We start from the raw sequence: 15,809 nt of genomic DNA on the forward strand, positions 1-15,809 counted from the left end.
GCCTAGAATATTAAGCTTCACCGGCGTTGGGCCGGAAGCTCAGCATATCCTCGAGTTCCTCAGCCAATCTCTCATCTCCAAGGGCAAGGATCAGATCATCCTTTCCATGCAAAGGCCTGGCCCTCATCAACCTCGCGGCCCGCTTCTTTCCAATCCCGGGTAGCGAGGTGAGTGCGGACATCGGGCAGCTGTTCAACGAAAGTGGATGCTCCACGGCGGTAATGGACCTATATCCCCAACCGACCACGGTTGCGTCAAGGAATCCCTCGGTCTGAAGTGGATACTCGAACCCCACCAGGAGGGGGTAGCTCCCCACCTGTCTCCCGAAGCTCCGGTTGCCTTCTCTTATCTCGATGTACACATCCCTCAACACAGTTCCTATGGGAACCAGACGTTCCAGAATGGGACGATCCACCTCCTCCCGCACCCTCTCCTTGAACCTGATGAACTGTGATCGCTTCACTCCTGGTTTGAAGTCCCTTCTTATGCACATCACCTGTCTGATGTTTATTCTCCGCAGGAGGTAGCCCCTTTTCAGAACATCCTTGAGGAAATCCATGTTTAGATCGAGGGTTCTTGGGGTTTCACCATCCAGCCCGATGATGAAGTTAAGTCCTGGAAGAAGTCTGGGCAGGCCATTCTCTCCCCTCTCTCCCCCAATCTGGTTGATAATGTCAACGGCGAACATGACCTGGTCAGGCGTCGCGTTGAGGTTGTTAGCCTCGATCACGGATGGATCAGCGCTCTCCATTCCCAGCGCCAGTACATTGCCGCTCGTGCAGTGCCTCGCCACGCTTCTCAGCACCTCTATGGATTCCTCAGGTCTGGTGGCGATTACGGCGGGGTTTGCGTTATCAAGATGGAGCACTCGAGGATTGAGGGAAGCCAAGCGGGAGAGAAGCGAATCCACAGCTTCCGGATTTGGAACTATCTCTCCCCTTGACCGGGAAGCCATGTATGACACGAAGCAGGTCTGCCCTCCAAGCCTGAAGTTGGCAACACCAAGTTTCCTGAGATTGGAGACCTCATCCACTATGTCATCCATATCTCTGAAAACAGGCTTCCCTTTCAATGGCTCGACGCAGAAGGAGCATCCACCGCTATCGTGACGCATGCATCCACGGTAGGTCTCTACCTCTACGATCAGCGGTTCTGGGAAGTCCGGATGTTGCCCGACCATGCCCGACCCGAGCAGTAGCCATCTGTTCCACTCGTCGAGGGTTCTCCAACGATCCGTGATTTCTCCTCTCAGGAGCAGGTCATGTAGGGTGGCTGCCGCATCCTTTCTGACCGAAATCACATCATTCCGCTGTGCATCACTCAGGGCAGCGGGTCCCCCGACTATCACCTGACCGGCGATTCGGTCAAAGATGGAGTTCAACTCCCTATCCGATGCGGGCATGGACCTCAGATATCTACCAGGCACCGCGGAACCGACATGACATGCGTATACGTCCGCTCTAGGGATCTCAATCCCGTTCCGGATGTGATCTATTGTAAGGTAAAAGACCTTAGCTCCTGCGTCTAGAGCCGCCCCATACATTGCCCTCACCATGGGATGAAGGAATGGACGAACTCCTAGGGAAGCTGGTTCGTCCACATATCCATCGATGACCACTACATCCATCTAATCTAACCAATCGAGCTAATGGAACTGGTTATAGAAAAGTGTCTCTCGTCAGTTATTTATTGTAGTTTGTGCATTAAGTGAAATTACTCATTGGCCGTTGGCCAATATTTATCGTTTCAATACGACAAAGGTTTGGTGTATTTATGAGCGCAGAGAAGAAGAATGTAGATGAATTGCTGAAGAAGGCCTACGAGCCATCAAGGCTTGCGATGAAGTACCATCCATATTACGGGGGGAAGATCGAGGTCGTCCCCAAGGCGCCCATACACAGTTTTGACGATTTTGCAATTTGGTATACTCCAGGGGTTGCTGAACCGTGCAGGGCTATCAACAAGGATGTCGAGGAAGTTTACAATCATACCTGCAAGTGGAACACCGTCGCGGTCGTGACCGATGGAACCAGGGTCCTCGGTCTCGGAGACATCGGACCAGAGGCCAGCCTCCCAGTGATGGAGGGGAAATGCATGCTCTTCAAATACCTGGGAGGCGTGGATGCCGTCCCAATCTGTCTCGACACCAAAGATCCTGACAAGATCATCGAGACCGTGAAGTTGATCCAGCCTGCCTTCGGAGGCATCAACCTGGAGGACATCTCCCATCCCAAGTGCTTCAGGATCCTGGATACCCTCAGGGAAGAGGCCAGGATTCCCGTCTGGCACGACGACCAGCAGGGTACCGCAACCATCGTGGTCGCTGGGCTCATAAACGCTCTCAAGCTCGTGGGTAAGAAACTGGACGAGGCCACCTTCGCTATGCTCGGTGCTGGAGCGGCCGGGATCGCCATCTCCAGGGTGATGAACGCAGCCGGCATTCCGTACAAGAATATGTTCATGTGCGATTCCAAGGGTTTGCTCCACCCTGGGCGGGAAGAGCTTCAGGAGAAGTACCCCCAGAAGTGGTTCATGGCCCAGAATTCTAACGGAGAGGGAAGAGAAGGCGGTTCTGCTGAGGCCATGAAGGGAGCTGATGTGGTCGTGGCGGCCTCGAAACCAGGCCCCGACACCATCAAGAAGGAGTGGATCTCCAGCATGGCTGACGATTCGATCGTGTTCGCTACCGCCAACCCCATCCCTGAGATATGGCCCTGGGATGCCAAAGAGGCTGGAGCAAGGATCGTGGCCACGGGAAGATCTGACTTCCCCAATCAGGTCAACAACTCTGTTGGGTTCCCCGGCATATTCCGTGGTACCCTTGACGTTAGAGCAAAGACCATTACCGACGAGATGTGCATCGCCGCCGCCTATGAGATCGCCCAGACCGCCGAGGATAACGGCCTGAGGGATGATTATATCGTGCCTGACATGGACGAATGGGAGGTCTTCCCCAGAGAGGCTACCGCCGTTGGTATGAAGGCGATCGAACAGGGTATAGCCCTCAAGAAGATGAGCCGGGACGAGCTCTACGAGACCGCGGAGGCCATCATCAAGAGGGCGAGGCAGCAGACCGCTCTGGCCATGAAGAAGGGTTGCATCAGACCTTTCCCCAAGTAAACCCTTTCCCACAATCCTTTCATTTTTCAATCGAGCAGCTTTCGCTATCTACTTGGCCGAAGGATTAAATACGGAAATTCCAATATGCTTATTGTAGCATATCGGGAAGGAAGCAGATTCCGAAGAGGCCTTCCCCGATTCCTCCTAAGCGTGTTCCGGGTCCCCTTCCCGGACTCGCCACCATCTTTATTCCAAGGTTCAACCTGCTTTCTAGGAAATGTAAAAAATTCTGGGTAAGCCCAGATCAAATAAGCGTAAGAGACAGAGTCTCTACGTTCTGGACACCTGGTACATCACTAAGCGCTTCCTCGAGCCTGTCAATGATCCCTTCGGCGTCATCCATTATGAAGGTGACCTCGATCACTTTCAGGCCAAAGGCCAGCGGTTTCACCTCAAGTCCACTGAGGTTAACGCCTTCTGGAACGGCCTTTGGTAGGGCGTCCGTGATATTCTCTATAGGGTATTCCGGGTCCTCCGGCATCAGGTTGTACGCTGCCGCTACCTTTCCCATTTGATTCACCTATGGTCCTTCAAAACCGCATTCCGGGCAGATATAGCTGACACTCTGGTCCCGGCAGCTAGCGCACCTGCCGATCTCATTATTCCCGCACATCGGGCAGGGGAAGAAGGATATGCCCGTGCCGATAAGTCTGATACCGCATGAACTGCAGATCTTCTCTTTGTCCATGATCTCGCCTGTGGGCGGATACAGATTCATGTATATATAACTACATGGTTTCGACAGGCTGGACCCTCATCGGCCACTATATCTGGAGCACTTTCTTCGACTGACCGCTGTCAACATCGATCTGGTCTATACCCACCTTTCCCTCGTACACCTCCAGGACATTGAAAGACGGGTGCGACCTCCCCTTCAGCCTCCTGGATGTTGAGGTTCCAGCGGTTATGAAGTGCGTGTTCTCCAGCTTCCACACCCATGGAAGGTGCTTGTGTCCAGACAGGACGAGGTCCAGATCCAACTCTCTGATGAGCTTGAGAACGTCCCCAGAGTCCACGGGTATCTGTCTCTCCCTCCCAGTTCCCGGAATTGGAATGAGATGGTGGTGAAGAGCGAGTATTCGCAACTTCGCGTCTGAGGACAATCTCTCCTGTATGATCTCGTAGTACTCTCTTCCAATATGTCCATCATCGATATCCGGGACGGTGGAGTCGACACCGAAGACCGCCACCTCGCCGTCCTCGTAGAATGGGTACCTGGTGCCGAAAACCTCCTCGAAGATCTCGTAGCCAAGATTCCTAGCGTCGTGGTTTCCTGGAACGATCAACTTTTCGCCGACATCAATCCTGTCAACATAGCGCTTGGCGATATCCATCTCGTGGGGGTGTCCATCTTGGGTGAGGTCCCCGGTGATGATCAACAGCTCTGGGGATATCTCGTTCACCTTTTCGACCACGATGTCGCCCCAATCTTTCACAAAGTAGGGGCTGGTCACATGGAGATCAGAAATATGTACAATTCTCACTTGACCACTTCCATTTTCTCATCGACATATGAAAACTGACCTCCTTGTATAGATATTCTGTATATAGAATCGGTTCTGAATGTTCTCAGGTCATTGATCATTCGAACGGATCCCGTTTTGCCGATCTATATCGAATGAGATCGACGTTTCTGAGGCCGATGGGTGCAGTTTTAGGGCTATCGTCCTCAATTTGATGGTCTTTCCGGGTCTCGCAAGGGTCTAGATGGGCAAAGTTTAAATAACAACAGTAGTTTCCCGTTCTTCCGCATGCCGACATCAACTTCCAATGGGCCCGTAGCTCAGCTAGGTAGGATGCTTGCAAGCAAGTGTCCCTAGAAAGAGCATCTGGCTTTTAACCAGGTGGTCCGGGGTTCGAAAAACTCACGAAAGGGCATCGTGCGTATCGGAAATCCCCGCGGGCCCGCTTGGAAAGGTGAGGGAAACGATGGAAAACAACCTTCAACTCGGTAATAGTCGATGTATTTTTATAACACTAGCACTTAGTAGTCCGGAAGGGCTATTGGTAAGTTTGAAGGGTCCATTCAGCCGGCGAGGTGGTATCTGTGTCTGATATAGGTTTTAATGTCTTAGAGCACGAACTCGTGCCCGAACACTATCTGCTCTCCGAGGAGGAAGCCGGAGAGGTCTTGAGTAGGATGAATTTGAGCCGGGATCAGCTTCCCAAGATTCGGCATAGCGATGCTTGCATCAAGATTCTAGAAAACATTTACGGTCCCATATCGGAAGGCCGAGTAATCAAGGTTGTAAGGAAGAGCCTGACCGCGGAGCAGTTCGTGGCCTACCGTCTGGTCATCAGAGGGTGAAAGAATTGCGAGATCTCGTAGAACTGTATTTTAAAGAGCGGAGCATAGTGAATCACCATATCGCTAGCTTCAACGACTTCCTGTCCACGCTCGATAACCCGAATTCGAGAATGCAGAAGATCGTGGACAACCTCCGTGTATCTGCGGAGGACATCGACAGAGGAATAATCCGGCTAGACCCAGACCGCACCGATGGAAGGATCATCGAGATCCGCGTCGGTCGCAGGAGGGATGAGAAAGCAGGTTTGATCGATCCCCAGTCCCGCCCCACGGTGAATATCGACCTCCCAGTGGTCAGGGAGGCGAACGGATACACCCACAAGCTGACGCCCATGGAAGCGAGGCTGAGGAATCTCAACTACCTGGCCCCTATCTATGTTGATTTCACCGTGATAGAGGACGGCATCGAGAAGGAGCCTGAGCGGGTCCATGTTGGAGATCTCCCCATCATGTGCAGGTCAAAGAAATGCAACCTCTACAAGGAGAGCCTGGAGGATGAGAGGGAACTCACTCATGAGGAGTACGAGTGGAAGCTCATAGAGGAAGGAGAGGATCCCAGCGACCCTGGCGGCTACTTTATCATCGGTGGAACTGAGAGGGTCCTGATATCACTGGAGGACCTGGCTCCAAATCGTGTCATGGTAGAGTTCAACGAGCGTTACGGGACCAGGCTGGAGGTGGCCAAGGTCTTCTCCCAGAGGGAGGGTTACAGAGCCCTCACGCTCGTGGAGAAGAAGAAGGACGGCATGCTGATGGTCACAGTTCCCGCCGCATCAGGTCAGATCCCCCTTGTCGCGCTGATGAAGGCATTGGGAATGGACAGCGATGAGGAGATCTACCAGGCAATCGTGAGCGTACCCGAGATGGCCAACATAGTGTACGCGAACATAGAGGAGTGCCAGGACAGCAAGATGTTCCCGCCCAACGGGATTTTCACCACCGATGACGCGCTGCTGTACCTGGAGAGGAAGTTCGCGACCGGCCAGGCCAAGGAGTACAGGGTGAAGAAGGTGGAGTCTATCATCGACCGGTCCCTGCTCCCCCACCTGGGCGATACCCAGGAGGACCGCCTCAAGAAGGCCATATTCCTGGGAAGGATCGCACGATCAGTTCTGGAACTTTCACTGGGGCTCAGGAAGGAGGATGACAAGGACCACTACGCCAATAAGAGGCTCAAGCTGTCTGGCGACCTCATGGAAGACCTTTTCCGCGTAGCGTACACCAACCTCATGAAGGACCTCAAGTACCAACTTGAGAGGAACTACGCCCGCAAGAAGGACCTGAGAATAGCCTCCGCTATAAGGCCTGATCTTCTAACCCACAGGCTGCTCCATGCCCTGGCCACAGGAAACTGGGTCGGGGGAAGGGCAGGCGTGAGCCAGCTCTTGGACCGTACCTCCAACATGAGTACCATATCCCACCTGAGAAGGATCACATCATCACTCACCAGATCGCAGCCGCACTTCGAGGCTCGAGATCTGCACCCCACTCAGTGGGGCCGTCTGTGCCCCAACGAGACCCCTGAGGGTCAGAACTGCGGTCTGGTCAAGAACGCGGCCCTCATCATCGATGTTTCGGAGGGCTTCAGGGAAGAGGACGTACACTGGCTGCTTCGTGACCTGGGAGTGAAGGAGGTCAAAGGACAGCAGCAGACCGGCACCCGCGTCTACGTCAACGGGGACCTGGTGGGCGTCCATGACAAATCAAAGGAACTTGTCCACGAGATCAGGCAGAGGAGGCGCTGTGGCCTTCTCTCCCATGAGATCAACGTTCGGCATGACGAGGAGATGGACGAGATCATCATCAACTGCGATGAGGGAAGATTGCGCCGCCCACTTCTGGTCATTGCCAACGGAAGGACCGTCCTGACCAGGAAGCACCTGGAGGACATTCAGGATGGCAGGGCCCGATGGTCCGATCTTCTCCGCGACGGCGTCCTAGAATGGCTGGACGCCGAGGAGGAAGAGGACTGCTACATCGCTGTAGAGCCTTTCCATGTGCCCAACCGATGCCCCAACTGCGCTACCGCGCTATCACCGTCCGACGTGGATTGGATCAACCCGGGCGGCGAGGAGGGAAGCATCGTTCTTCAGTGCCTGCACTGCAATGGTCAGATCACAGTTCCGACCCTGCTCGGCAAGGAGCACACCCACATGGAACTTGATCCCATGTGCATCCTGGGCGCCTGTTCAGGCCTGGTTCCATATCCAGAGCACAACTCCTCTCCAAGGGTGACCATGGGAGCGGGAATGGCCAAGCAGTCTTTGGGTCTGGCCACATCCAATTACAGGCGCAGACCCGACACGAGAGGTCATCTTCTCCATTACCCCCAGAAACCCATGGCTCAGACCAATACCATGGAGTTCGTGCATTTCAACGAGCGTCCTGCTGGACAGAACTTCGTCGTGGCTGTTCTTTCATACCACGGTTATAATATGGAGGACGCTCTGGTCCTGAACAAATCCAGCGTTCAGAGAGGCCTGGGACGGTCCACCTTCATGAGGACATACCGTGCTGAGGAGCGCCGATATCCCGGTGGTCAGGAGGACCACTTTGAGATACCCTCTCCCGATGTCAGGGGGGCAAGGGCAGACATGGCCTACACAAGCCTCAGCGAGGACGGCCTGATATCGCCCGAGACGGCGGTGAGTGGCGGTGATGTTCTCATTGGAAAGACGTCGCCACCCAGGTTCCTTGAGGAAGATACTGATTTCCTGACTCCGCAGAAGAGGAGGGAGACTTCCATAACCGTTAGACCTGGCGAATCTGGTTGGGTTGACAGCGTGATGCTTACCGAGTCCGAGAACGGGAGCCGTCTGGTCAAGGTCAAGGTGAGGGATCAAAGGATTCCAGAGCTTGGAGACAAGTTCGCTTCCAGGCACGGCCAGAAGGGCGTGATCGGTCTTCTAGCACCTCAGGAGGACATGCCTTTCACTTCGCAAGGCGTGATTCCTGACCTGGTCATCAATCCCCACGCCATCCCGTCGCGTATGACTGTCGCCCATGTCCTTGAGATGATCGGCGGAAAGGTTGGGTCCATGGAAGCCCGCCTGGTCGATGGTACACCGTTCTCCGGAGAGAAGGAGCAGGCTCTGAGGGAAGCCCTGGTACGCAATGGATACAAGCACTCAGGGAAGGAGGTCATGTACGATGGTCGGACAGGTCGCATGATTCCTGCTGATATCTTCATCGGTGTGATCTATTACCAGAAACTTCACCATATGGTCTCGGGCAAGTTGCATGTTAGATCCCGTGGACCTGTTCAGATACTCACCAGGCAACCCACAGAAGGCCGTTCGAGACAGGGCGGCCTGAGGTTCGGAGAGATGGAAAGGGACTGCCTCATAGGCCATGGAGCTGCCATGGTCATAAAGGACCGTCTGCTCGACGAGTCGGACGGGACCATGCAGTATGTCTGCGGTAACGCTAACTGCGGGCACGTGGCCATGATGGACCGCAGGGGATCACTTCGCTGCCCAGTATGTAGCAACAACACCAATGTCCACCTGGTGCAGACCTCATATGCATTCAAATTGCTGCTTGATGAACTGCTATCGCTTGGCGTTGCCATGCGACTTCAACTGGAGGATTTGCGATGATGAGAGGCGTATCGAAGAGGATCGGAGGGATCAAGTTTGCCTGCCTCTCTCCCGAGGAAGTCAGGAAGATGTCCTCCACAAAGGTGATCACCGCTGACACCTACGATGATGATGGATTCCCCATAGACATGGGACTGATGGATCCGCATATGGGCGTTATCGAGCCCGGTCTTCGCTGCAAGACCTGCGGACACAAGGTGGACGAGTGTCCAGGGCACTTCGGTCATATCGATCTTGCCATGCCCGTCATCCATGTGGGCTTCATGAAGGAGATCAAGAAGCTCCTGCAGTCAACTTGCCGGGTTTGCGGAAGACTGCTCCTCTCTGAGGATCAGGTGAAGGAGTACCAGGAGGCCATGGATATGGTCGAGGATCTGGGCGGGGATACCATAGAGATCCGCCTGCTCTCAAAGGAGACCGCAAAGGATGCCTCGTCCAAGCCCATTTGCCCCCACTGCGGCGCCGAGCAGCTCAAGATAACACTGGACAAACCAACCACCTTCCGTGAGGACGGGCACAAGCTCACGCCCAAGGAGGTGCGAGAGCGGCTGGAGCGCATTCCAGACATGGACCTGCCCCCGCTGGGCATTGACCCAGCATCCTGCAGGCCGGAATGGATGGTGCTTACCGCCCTTCCCGTACCGCCAGTCACAGTCAGGCCTTCCATCACCTTGGAATCCGGAGACAGGTCAGAGGATGACCTGACCCACAAGCTCGTGGACGTTCTCAGAATAAACCAGAGGCTGAGGGAGAACAGGGACGCCGGCGCTCCCCAGCTGATCGTCGAGGATCTCTGGGAGCTGCTTCAGTATCATGTTACAACTTACTTCGACAATCAGACCTCGGGCATACCGCCCGCCAGGCACAGGTCGGGCAGACCGCTGAAGACGCTGGTGCAGAGGCTCAAGGGTAAGGAAGGCCGCTTCCGTTCCAACCTCTCAGGTAAGAGGGTGAACTTCTCCGCCAGGACGGTCATATCGCCTGATCCCATACTCTCGATCAACGAGGTAGGCGTTCCCTACAGAGCGGCCAGGGAACTGACCGTTCCGGTCTTTGTGACTCCCACGAACATGGAGATCCTGAGAGGCATGGTGCTCAATGGTCCTGAGCCAGGCGGTGAGAAGTATCTTCCTGGAGTGAATTACATCATTCGACCCGATGGCCGGAGGATAAGGGTCACGGACCGCAACGCGGAGACCGCGGCCGAGGGCTTGGAACCGGGATACATCGTTGAGAGGCATCTCATGGACGGCGATGTGGTCCTTTTCAACAGGCAACCCTCGCTGCACAGGATGTCCATGATGGCCCATACCGTGCGCGTCATGCCATGGAAGACTTTCCGCCTGAATCTATGTGTCTGTCCCCCTTACAACGCGGACTTCGACGGAGACGAGATGAACCTTCATGTACTACAGAGCGACGAGGCCAGAGCCGAGGCCCAGATCCTCATGAAGGTGCAGGAGCACATCCTGTCGCCTAGGTTCGGGGGGCCGGTCATAGGGGCCATACACGATCACATCACGGGCGCATTCATACTCACACATAAGGACTCCAAGTTCACCAAGAGCGAGACACTCTTCATACTATCAAGGGCAAGGCACAGACCACTACCCCATCCAGGGATCGTGCAGGACGGCGTTGAATATTGGACTGGAAAGCAGCTGATCTCTCTGGTTCTGCCAGAGGATCTCAAGATGAACTTCAAGTCCTCCATCTGCCGCAAGTGCACGGAGTGCATGAAGGAGAAGTGTGATCTTGACTCATACGTTCGCATCCGCGACGGAGAGCTCATGTGCGGGACAATTGATGAGAACGCCATCGGATCGTTCAAGGGGCGCATACTGGACAAGGTGGCCCGTGACTACGGGTCCGATGCCGCCAGGGCGCTTCTGGATAACATCACCAAGCTGGCGATCGGGGCCATCATGATACGCGGTTTCACCACCGGAATAAGCGATGAGGATATCCCCGGAGAGGCGAGAAGGCAGATAGAGGATGTCCTTGAGGAGGCTTCGAACAGGGTCGATGACCTGGTGGCTGCCTACCGCGAGGGTATACTCGAGCAACTTCCCGGCCGCTCGCTAGAGGAGACGCTAGAGGTGGAGGTCATGAAGGTGCTGGGTCAGGCCAGGGACGAAGCGGGCAACATCGCAGGTCGTCACCTCGGTCTTGAGAACAGCGCGGTTGTCATGGCCAGGTCGGGTGCCAGGGGGTCCATGCTGAACCTCTCTCAGATGGCAGGTTGCATAGGGCAACAGGCGGTTCGTGGTGAGCGTTTGGCTCGTGGCTATTGGAACCGAACACTACCTCACTTCAGAAAGGGTGACCTGGGAGCAGAGGCAAAGGGCTTCGTTCGCAACTCGTACAAGAGTGGCCTCTCACCCACTGAGTTCTTCTTCCACTCCATGGGAGGAAGGGAAGGACTGGTAGACACCGCCGTTAGAACATCAAGATCAGGATACATGCAGAGGCGTCTGATCAACGCCCTTGAGGATCTCAAATTGAAGCAGGACGGCACTGTGAGGAACACCGCTGATATGGTCGTCCAGTTCGAATACGGAGAGGATGGGATCGACCCAAGCCGGAGCGTTCAAGGCAAGCCAATAGATGTCGATGATCTCCTTCTCGACGTGCTCGGGGATGAGGCTGAGATATTGGCCAAGCTCGAGGAGAAAAAGATTGGCGGCTACGCATTGGTTGAAAAGGACCTTATGGAATTGGGGGACGAGGACGCGTTTGATGAACCTGATTTCAGTGGAGGTGAGGACTGATGGCCCGGAAGGACACCATTAACGCGCTCATGCGCAGAGGCTTGGAGGAAGGGGAGATCGAAGTCCTCATGTCAGAGTTCAGCACTCTAGGAGACATCGCGTCCGCGGAAATTGACAAGCTCGTCTCCATGGGCCTATCGGAAGAGCAGGCGGTTGACATCCTGGAGAAAGTGGGCAAGAAGGTCCGGAAGGCCAAGAAGTCCGCCAAGAAGAAGGATGAGGCACCCAAACCAGATATTGAACTGTACGTTCCGGTCAAGTCACCGGAGCTGACCGAACTCGAGATCAAGATGAGGGACATGCAGGCCGAGATGGGCCTGAACCTGCCCCTCAGCGTGGTCAGGGAAATCGCGGAGAGGATCGAGGGGATCGACATTCCCGACGAGACCATCGGGAGGATTCTGACCGGGGCCAAGGTGATGTTCGCCAAGCATAAGATGGACCCCAACGAGTCTGCAGGGATCCTGGCAGCGCAGAGCATCGGGGAACCGGGCACACAGATGACAATGCGTACCTTCCACTATGCTGGAGTGGCCGAGATCAATGTAACGCTCGGTCTTCCAAGGCTGATCGAGATCGTAGATGCTAGGCGCATTCCCAGCACACCCATGATGACTGTCTATATGGACAAGAAGGTGGCCGATGATGTGGACCGGGTGAGGGCGATAGCCTCCGAGATCGAGATGACCACGCTTATCGACATCGCCGACCTGGAGACAGACATTGTGAACATGAAGGTGATGGTTTATCCCGACGATCGCAAGCTGAGGCAGAAGCAGATATCCATGGACGACATCTACAAGCGCCTCAACTCGATAAGGGGCATCAAGGGAACCGTGGATCTGGAAGAGACAAAGCTCCAGATTTCCTCCCCCGAGCCATCGTTCAAGAAGCTGCAAAGCATTGTGGACCTGGTGAAGAACGCCAAGATCAAGGGCATCGACAATATCAAGAGAGCGATTATCAGAAAGACTGGCAGCGAGTACGTAGTATACACAGAGGGCTCAAACCTCCACAAGGTGCTTGAGGTGGACATGGTGGACAAGACTCGGACCAGCACCAACTGTATACAGGAGATATTCGAGGTTCTGGGGGTCGAGGCAGCCCGCAACTCCATCGTCGCCGAGGCGTCAAGAACCCTTGACGAGCAGGGCCTGTCCGTGGACATAAGGCACATAATGCTGGTCGCGGATCTTATGACAAATGATGGAGACGTAAAGGCCATCGGAAGACACGGTATATCCGGCAGGAAGTCAAGCGTACTGGCGAGGGCGGCCTTCGAGATCACGGCAGCGCACCTTCTACATGCTGCCCTCACCGGCGAGATCGACCATCTGGATGGGGTTGCAGAAAATATTATAGTAGGTCAACCGGTTACACTCGGAACAGGAGCCGTAAACCTCGTGTACACGCCCACCAAGAGGGGGCAATGAAATGATAGATATTGGAAGGGCTTTGAAGATAGCTGATTCCACCGGGACGGTGGTATTCGGAGAGAGGGAGACTGAGAAAGCTGTTAGGTCTGGAGAGGCCCAGCTGGTCATCATTGCTAGCAATTACAAGAATGATTTCCTCACATCCGGCGAGCACGAAGTGAAAATGCACAGGTACAAGGGCAACAACATGGAATTGGGCGCCCTCTGCGGGAAGCCTTTCTCCGTTTCGGCACTTGCAATATTGGACAAAGGCTCCTCCAACATTCTTTCCCTGGGATAATATGCCAGACATTACTTTCACCGCGGAAACCCTGAGGTACATCTCACTGTTCGAGAGTGTGACCAAGACCAGGGTCAAGGATTGCTTGGAAGCCGAAGATAAACTGGTGTTCGTAGTCGAACCGGGACAGGCCAACCGGGCCGTAGGTAAGGCCGGTGAGAACGTTATCCGGCTGAAGAACACCACTGGAAAGAACATCCAGGTGATCGAGTACTCTGACGAGCCGGAGAAGTTCATCAGGAACGTGTTCTACTCCTACGGAGTGCAGAAGGTGGAGATCGAGAGCCGGGGAAACATCGTCCACGCAACCGTGACGGTGGATCCCAAGGTCAAGGGACGGGCCATCGGCAAGAACGGCCGTAACCTCAAGATCGCCAGGGACGTCGTCAACAGACACCACGACATCCAGAGCATCAGCGTGGCCTAGAACGAGCGGAATCGTTCAAAGGCTCTCTTTCCACCTCTAACCTATCGGCAGTGGGGTATTCCTCCACCAGAAATGCCGGTAGCTTCAGCTCCTGAGCTATCTCCTCGAGGACCCAAGGAGCCACTTCTACCCTTCCCTTGTCCAGATCGATCCTAAAGAGGTCATCTGGCACATCGTACACTTTTACGAGAAGGCTGATCACCCCTTCCATATCTTGGGACTCGATGACGCCCTTGTATAGTGTCCCCTCATCGGTTATGATATCGAGAGGGAGAGCCACATTCTCCGCTCGCCTCATTATCCTCTTTCTGAGCTGTATTCGATCCTTGAAGCTGGAGGAACAGTAGTGCCTCGAGATGCCCAGGTCGAGCCGCAGCATCTCCATGCCCAGCTCCTCGCTGCCCCTGACCGCGCTTGAAATGTCATCCTTAACCTCGAAGCCCCTCTCCAGGAACGCTTCGCAGTTTGTTTCAGAGAATTCCAACTCATTAAGGTTGATGAAGTCAAGGTCGATCTCATTGGCGTATTCGATAAGCGATCTCAGCCTTCTTCCCTCACCGGGTATTAGAGGGACCTCAAGACCGATATCCATGTCAATGGACCTGCGAACGCCCTCCAGTTCGGTGGTCTCCATTCTATCCCAGAAGGCCAGGGGCGGATGTACCCTTATCTCATCCAAGCCTGCCTCCTCAAGCCTCAGGTATGAATTGATGTCGATGGTTGAGGTGTAGAGATGGATGTGGTGAGAAGTACCGAAGGCATCCTTCAGAAGTCCAACGATCCTGACACTCTTCTCCAGATCCCAAAGTGGATCGCCCCCGGTGATACCGGTCCCCTCGGCATCGATCAGCCTCGCCTCGTCCAGAATGTCATTTTCATCCTCGACAAGAAGCTCGTTTGCGAACATGACGTCCTGCCCCTTCTTCCTCCCGGAAAGCGGGCAGTAGAAACACCCAGTTTGACATCTTCCAGTGATGAGAAGTACCATCTTCGAGCCTCGTCTGCAGAGTTCGCATCCTTTTGGTAGAAGACCCACGAACGCGGAGTCAGCCTCCATGTATTCTATTGACACGACCAAAAGAAAGTATGGGCACTATTTATGATGTCCCCTCTCACGCGGTGGCCTCTTTATAGTGGAAACCCCTTCCCATCTTAGACCCTGAGTGGTCGAAGGGAGGACAGTTCTTGAAGGAAGAATCCAGGTTAATTCTTGCCCTTGATGAGACCAGGAAGGGTAAGGCCCTTGAGGTGGCGGAGGAGGTCTCGGACCTCGTGGCGGCAATCAAGATCAACTGGCCTCTCGTGCTCTCCACCTCTCCAGAGATCATCGATGAGCTTTCACGAATTTCAGATGTCATATGCGATTTCAAGGTGGCTGATATCCCCAACACCAACCGGCTCATAGTGGAGCAGACGGTGGCAAGGGGCGCCAAGGGCATAATCGTTCACGGCTTCACCGGCAGCGATTCCGTTAGAGCTGCTGTTGAAGCGGCGGGTGACGTCGAGGTATTCGTCGTTGTGGAAATGAGTCACCCGGGCGGGAAGGAATTCACCCAGAGCGCTTCGGAGAGGATCGCCAGGATTGCGAAGGAGTCAGGCGCGGCTGGAGTAATCGCCCCTGCCACACGCCCCGAGAGGATCAGGGAGATACGATCGATGATTGGGGATCTGAAGATACTCTCGCCCGGGGTAGGAGCGCAGGGAGGAAGCGCAGCTGACGCCATATCCATGGGTGCGGATTTCGTCATCGTGGGAAGGGTGATATACCAGGCCGACTCCCCCAGATCAGCAGCTGAGAGAATGTACGAGGAGGCGAGGAGGGCCTGGGCAAACCGCCCCGAATGAGGAAGTGTCCAGGCATGCACTCA

The 15,809-nt window shown here is 54.7% G+C and carries 13 protein-coding genes and 1 tRNA gene; 9 read left to right on the plus strand and 5 right to left on the minus strand.

Annotated features, from left to right (window positions below; all coding sequences use genetic code 11):
* Positions 1 to 10 precede the first annotated feature (10 nt).
* Positions 11 to 1,627 (minus strand): radical SAM protein, encoded by a 1,617-nt coding sequence (locus GKC03_03955; protein ID NYT11690.1) that lies wholly within the window; start codon positions 1,625 to 1,627, stop codon positions 11 to 13.
* Between the two features lie 146 nt (positions 1,628 to 1,773).
* Between GKC03_03955 and GKC03_03960 the strand changes: the two genes are divergently transcribed.
* On the plus strand, positions 1,774 to 3,120 hold the full coding sequence (locus GKC03_03960) for an NADP-dependent malic enzyme (protein ID NYT11691.1): 1,347 nt from the start codon (positions 1,774 to 1,776) through the stop codon (positions 3,118 to 3,120).
* Positions 3,121 to 3,364: 244 nt separating this feature from the next.
* Here the strand turns inward: GKC03_03960 and GKC03_03965 are convergent, their stop codons facing one another.
* The 3 genes from GKC03_03965 to GKC03_03975 all read right to left on the minus strand — a co-directional run bounded on the left by GKC03_03965 (position 3,365) and on the right by GKC03_03975 (position 4,604).
* Complete coding sequence (locus GKC03_03965; protein ID NYT11692.1) at positions 3,365 to 3,631, minus strand: elongation factor 1-beta; 267 nt, start codon at positions 3,629 to 3,631, stop codon at positions 3,365 to 3,367.
* A 9-nt stretch (positions 3,632 to 3,640) separates the two neighbouring features.
* On the minus strand, positions 3,641 to 3,808 hold the full coding sequence (locus GKC03_03970) for a DUF1610 domain-containing protein (protein ID NYT11693.1): 168 nt from the start codon (positions 3,806 to 3,808) through the stop codon (positions 3,641 to 3,643).
* Positions 3,809 to 3,884: 76 nt separating this feature from the next.
* Positions 3,885 to 4,604 (minus strand): metallophosphoesterase, encoded by a 720-nt coding sequence (locus GKC03_03975; protein ID NYT11694.1) that lies wholly within the window; start codon positions 4,602 to 4,604, stop codon positions 3,885 to 3,887.
* Between the two features lie 288 nt (positions 4,605 to 4,892).
* On the opposite strand from GKC03_03975, the gene GKC03_03980 reads away from it, so the two are divergent.
* From GKC03_03980 to GKC03_04010, 7 genes are all read left to right on the plus strand, one after another.
* Positions 4,893 to 5,028 (plus strand) — tRNA-Lys (locus tag GKC03_03980).
* A gap of 148 nt (positions 5,029 to 5,176) precedes the next feature.
* On the plus strand, positions 5,177 to 5,428 hold the full coding sequence (locus GKC03_03985; protein ID NYT11695.1) for a DNA-directed RNA polymerase subunit H: 252 nt from the start codon (positions 5,177 to 5,179) through the stop codon (positions 5,426 to 5,428).
* A 5-nt stretch (positions 5,429 to 5,433) separates the two neighbouring features.
* Complete coding sequence (locus GKC03_03990) at positions 5,434 to 9,027, plus strand: DNA-directed RNA polymerase subunit B (protein NYT11696.1); 3,594 nt, start codon at positions 5,434 to 5,436, stop codon at positions 9,025 to 9,027.
* On the plus strand, positions 9,027 to 11,798 hold the full coding sequence (locus GKC03_03995) for a DNA-directed RNA polymerase subunit A' (GenBank protein ID NYT11697.1): 2,772 nt from the start codon (positions 9,027 to 9,029) through the stop codon (positions 11,796 to 11,798). The genes GKC03_03990 and GKC03_03995 overlap by 1 nt, the downstream gene beginning before the upstream one ends.
* Entirely contained in the window at positions 11,798 to 13,231 is a 1,434-nt protein-coding gene (rpoA2, locus tag GKC03_04000; protein NYT11698.1) for a DNA-directed RNA polymerase subunit A'', read from the plus strand. Before GKC03_03995 ends, rpoA2 begins: the two co-directional genes overlap by 1 nt.
* A gap of 1 nt (position 13,232) precedes the next feature.
* A complete protein-coding gene (locus GKC03_04005; GenBank protein ID NYT11699.1) occupies positions 13,233 to 13,514 on the plus strand; it encodes a 50S ribosomal protein L30e in 282 nt (93 codons plus the stop codon).
* A 1-nt stretch (position 13,515) separates the two neighbouring features.
* Positions 13,516 to 13,941 carry a NusA-like transcription termination signal-binding factor gene (locus tag GKC03_04010; GenBank protein NYT11700.1) on the plus strand — a complete coding sequence of 142 codons (426 nt, stop codon included), beginning with the start codon at positions 13,516 to 13,518 and terminating at the stop codon, positions 13,939 to 13,941.
* Here the strand turns inward: GKC03_04010 and GKC03_04015 are convergent.
* Positions 13,928 to 15,013: a radical SAM protein gene (locus tag GKC03_04015; GenBank protein NYT11701.1), complete on the minus strand. Its 1,086-nt coding sequence runs from the start codon at positions 15,011 to 15,013 to the stop codon at positions 13,928 to 13,930. The two genes, GKC03_04010 and GKC03_04015, sit on opposite strands and share 14 nt — an antisense overlap.
* Positions 15,014 to 15,126: 113 nt before the next feature.
* Here GKC03_04015 and pyrF point away from each other — a divergent pair, with 113 nt between their 5' ends.
* Positions 15,127 to 15,786, plus strand: coding sequence for an orotidine-5'-phosphate decarboxylase (gene pyrF / locus GKC03_04020; GenBank protein NYT11702.1), 660 nt, complete (start codon positions 15,127 to 15,129; stop codon positions 15,784 to 15,786).
* Positions 15,787 to 15,809 lie beyond the last annotated feature (23 nt).

Source organism: Methanomassiliicoccales archaeon (assembly GCA_013415695.1).
In the GTDB taxonomy this organism is placed as follows: domain Archaea; phylum Thermoplasmatota; class Thermoplasmata; order Methanomassiliicoccales; family JAAEEP01; genus JAAEEP01.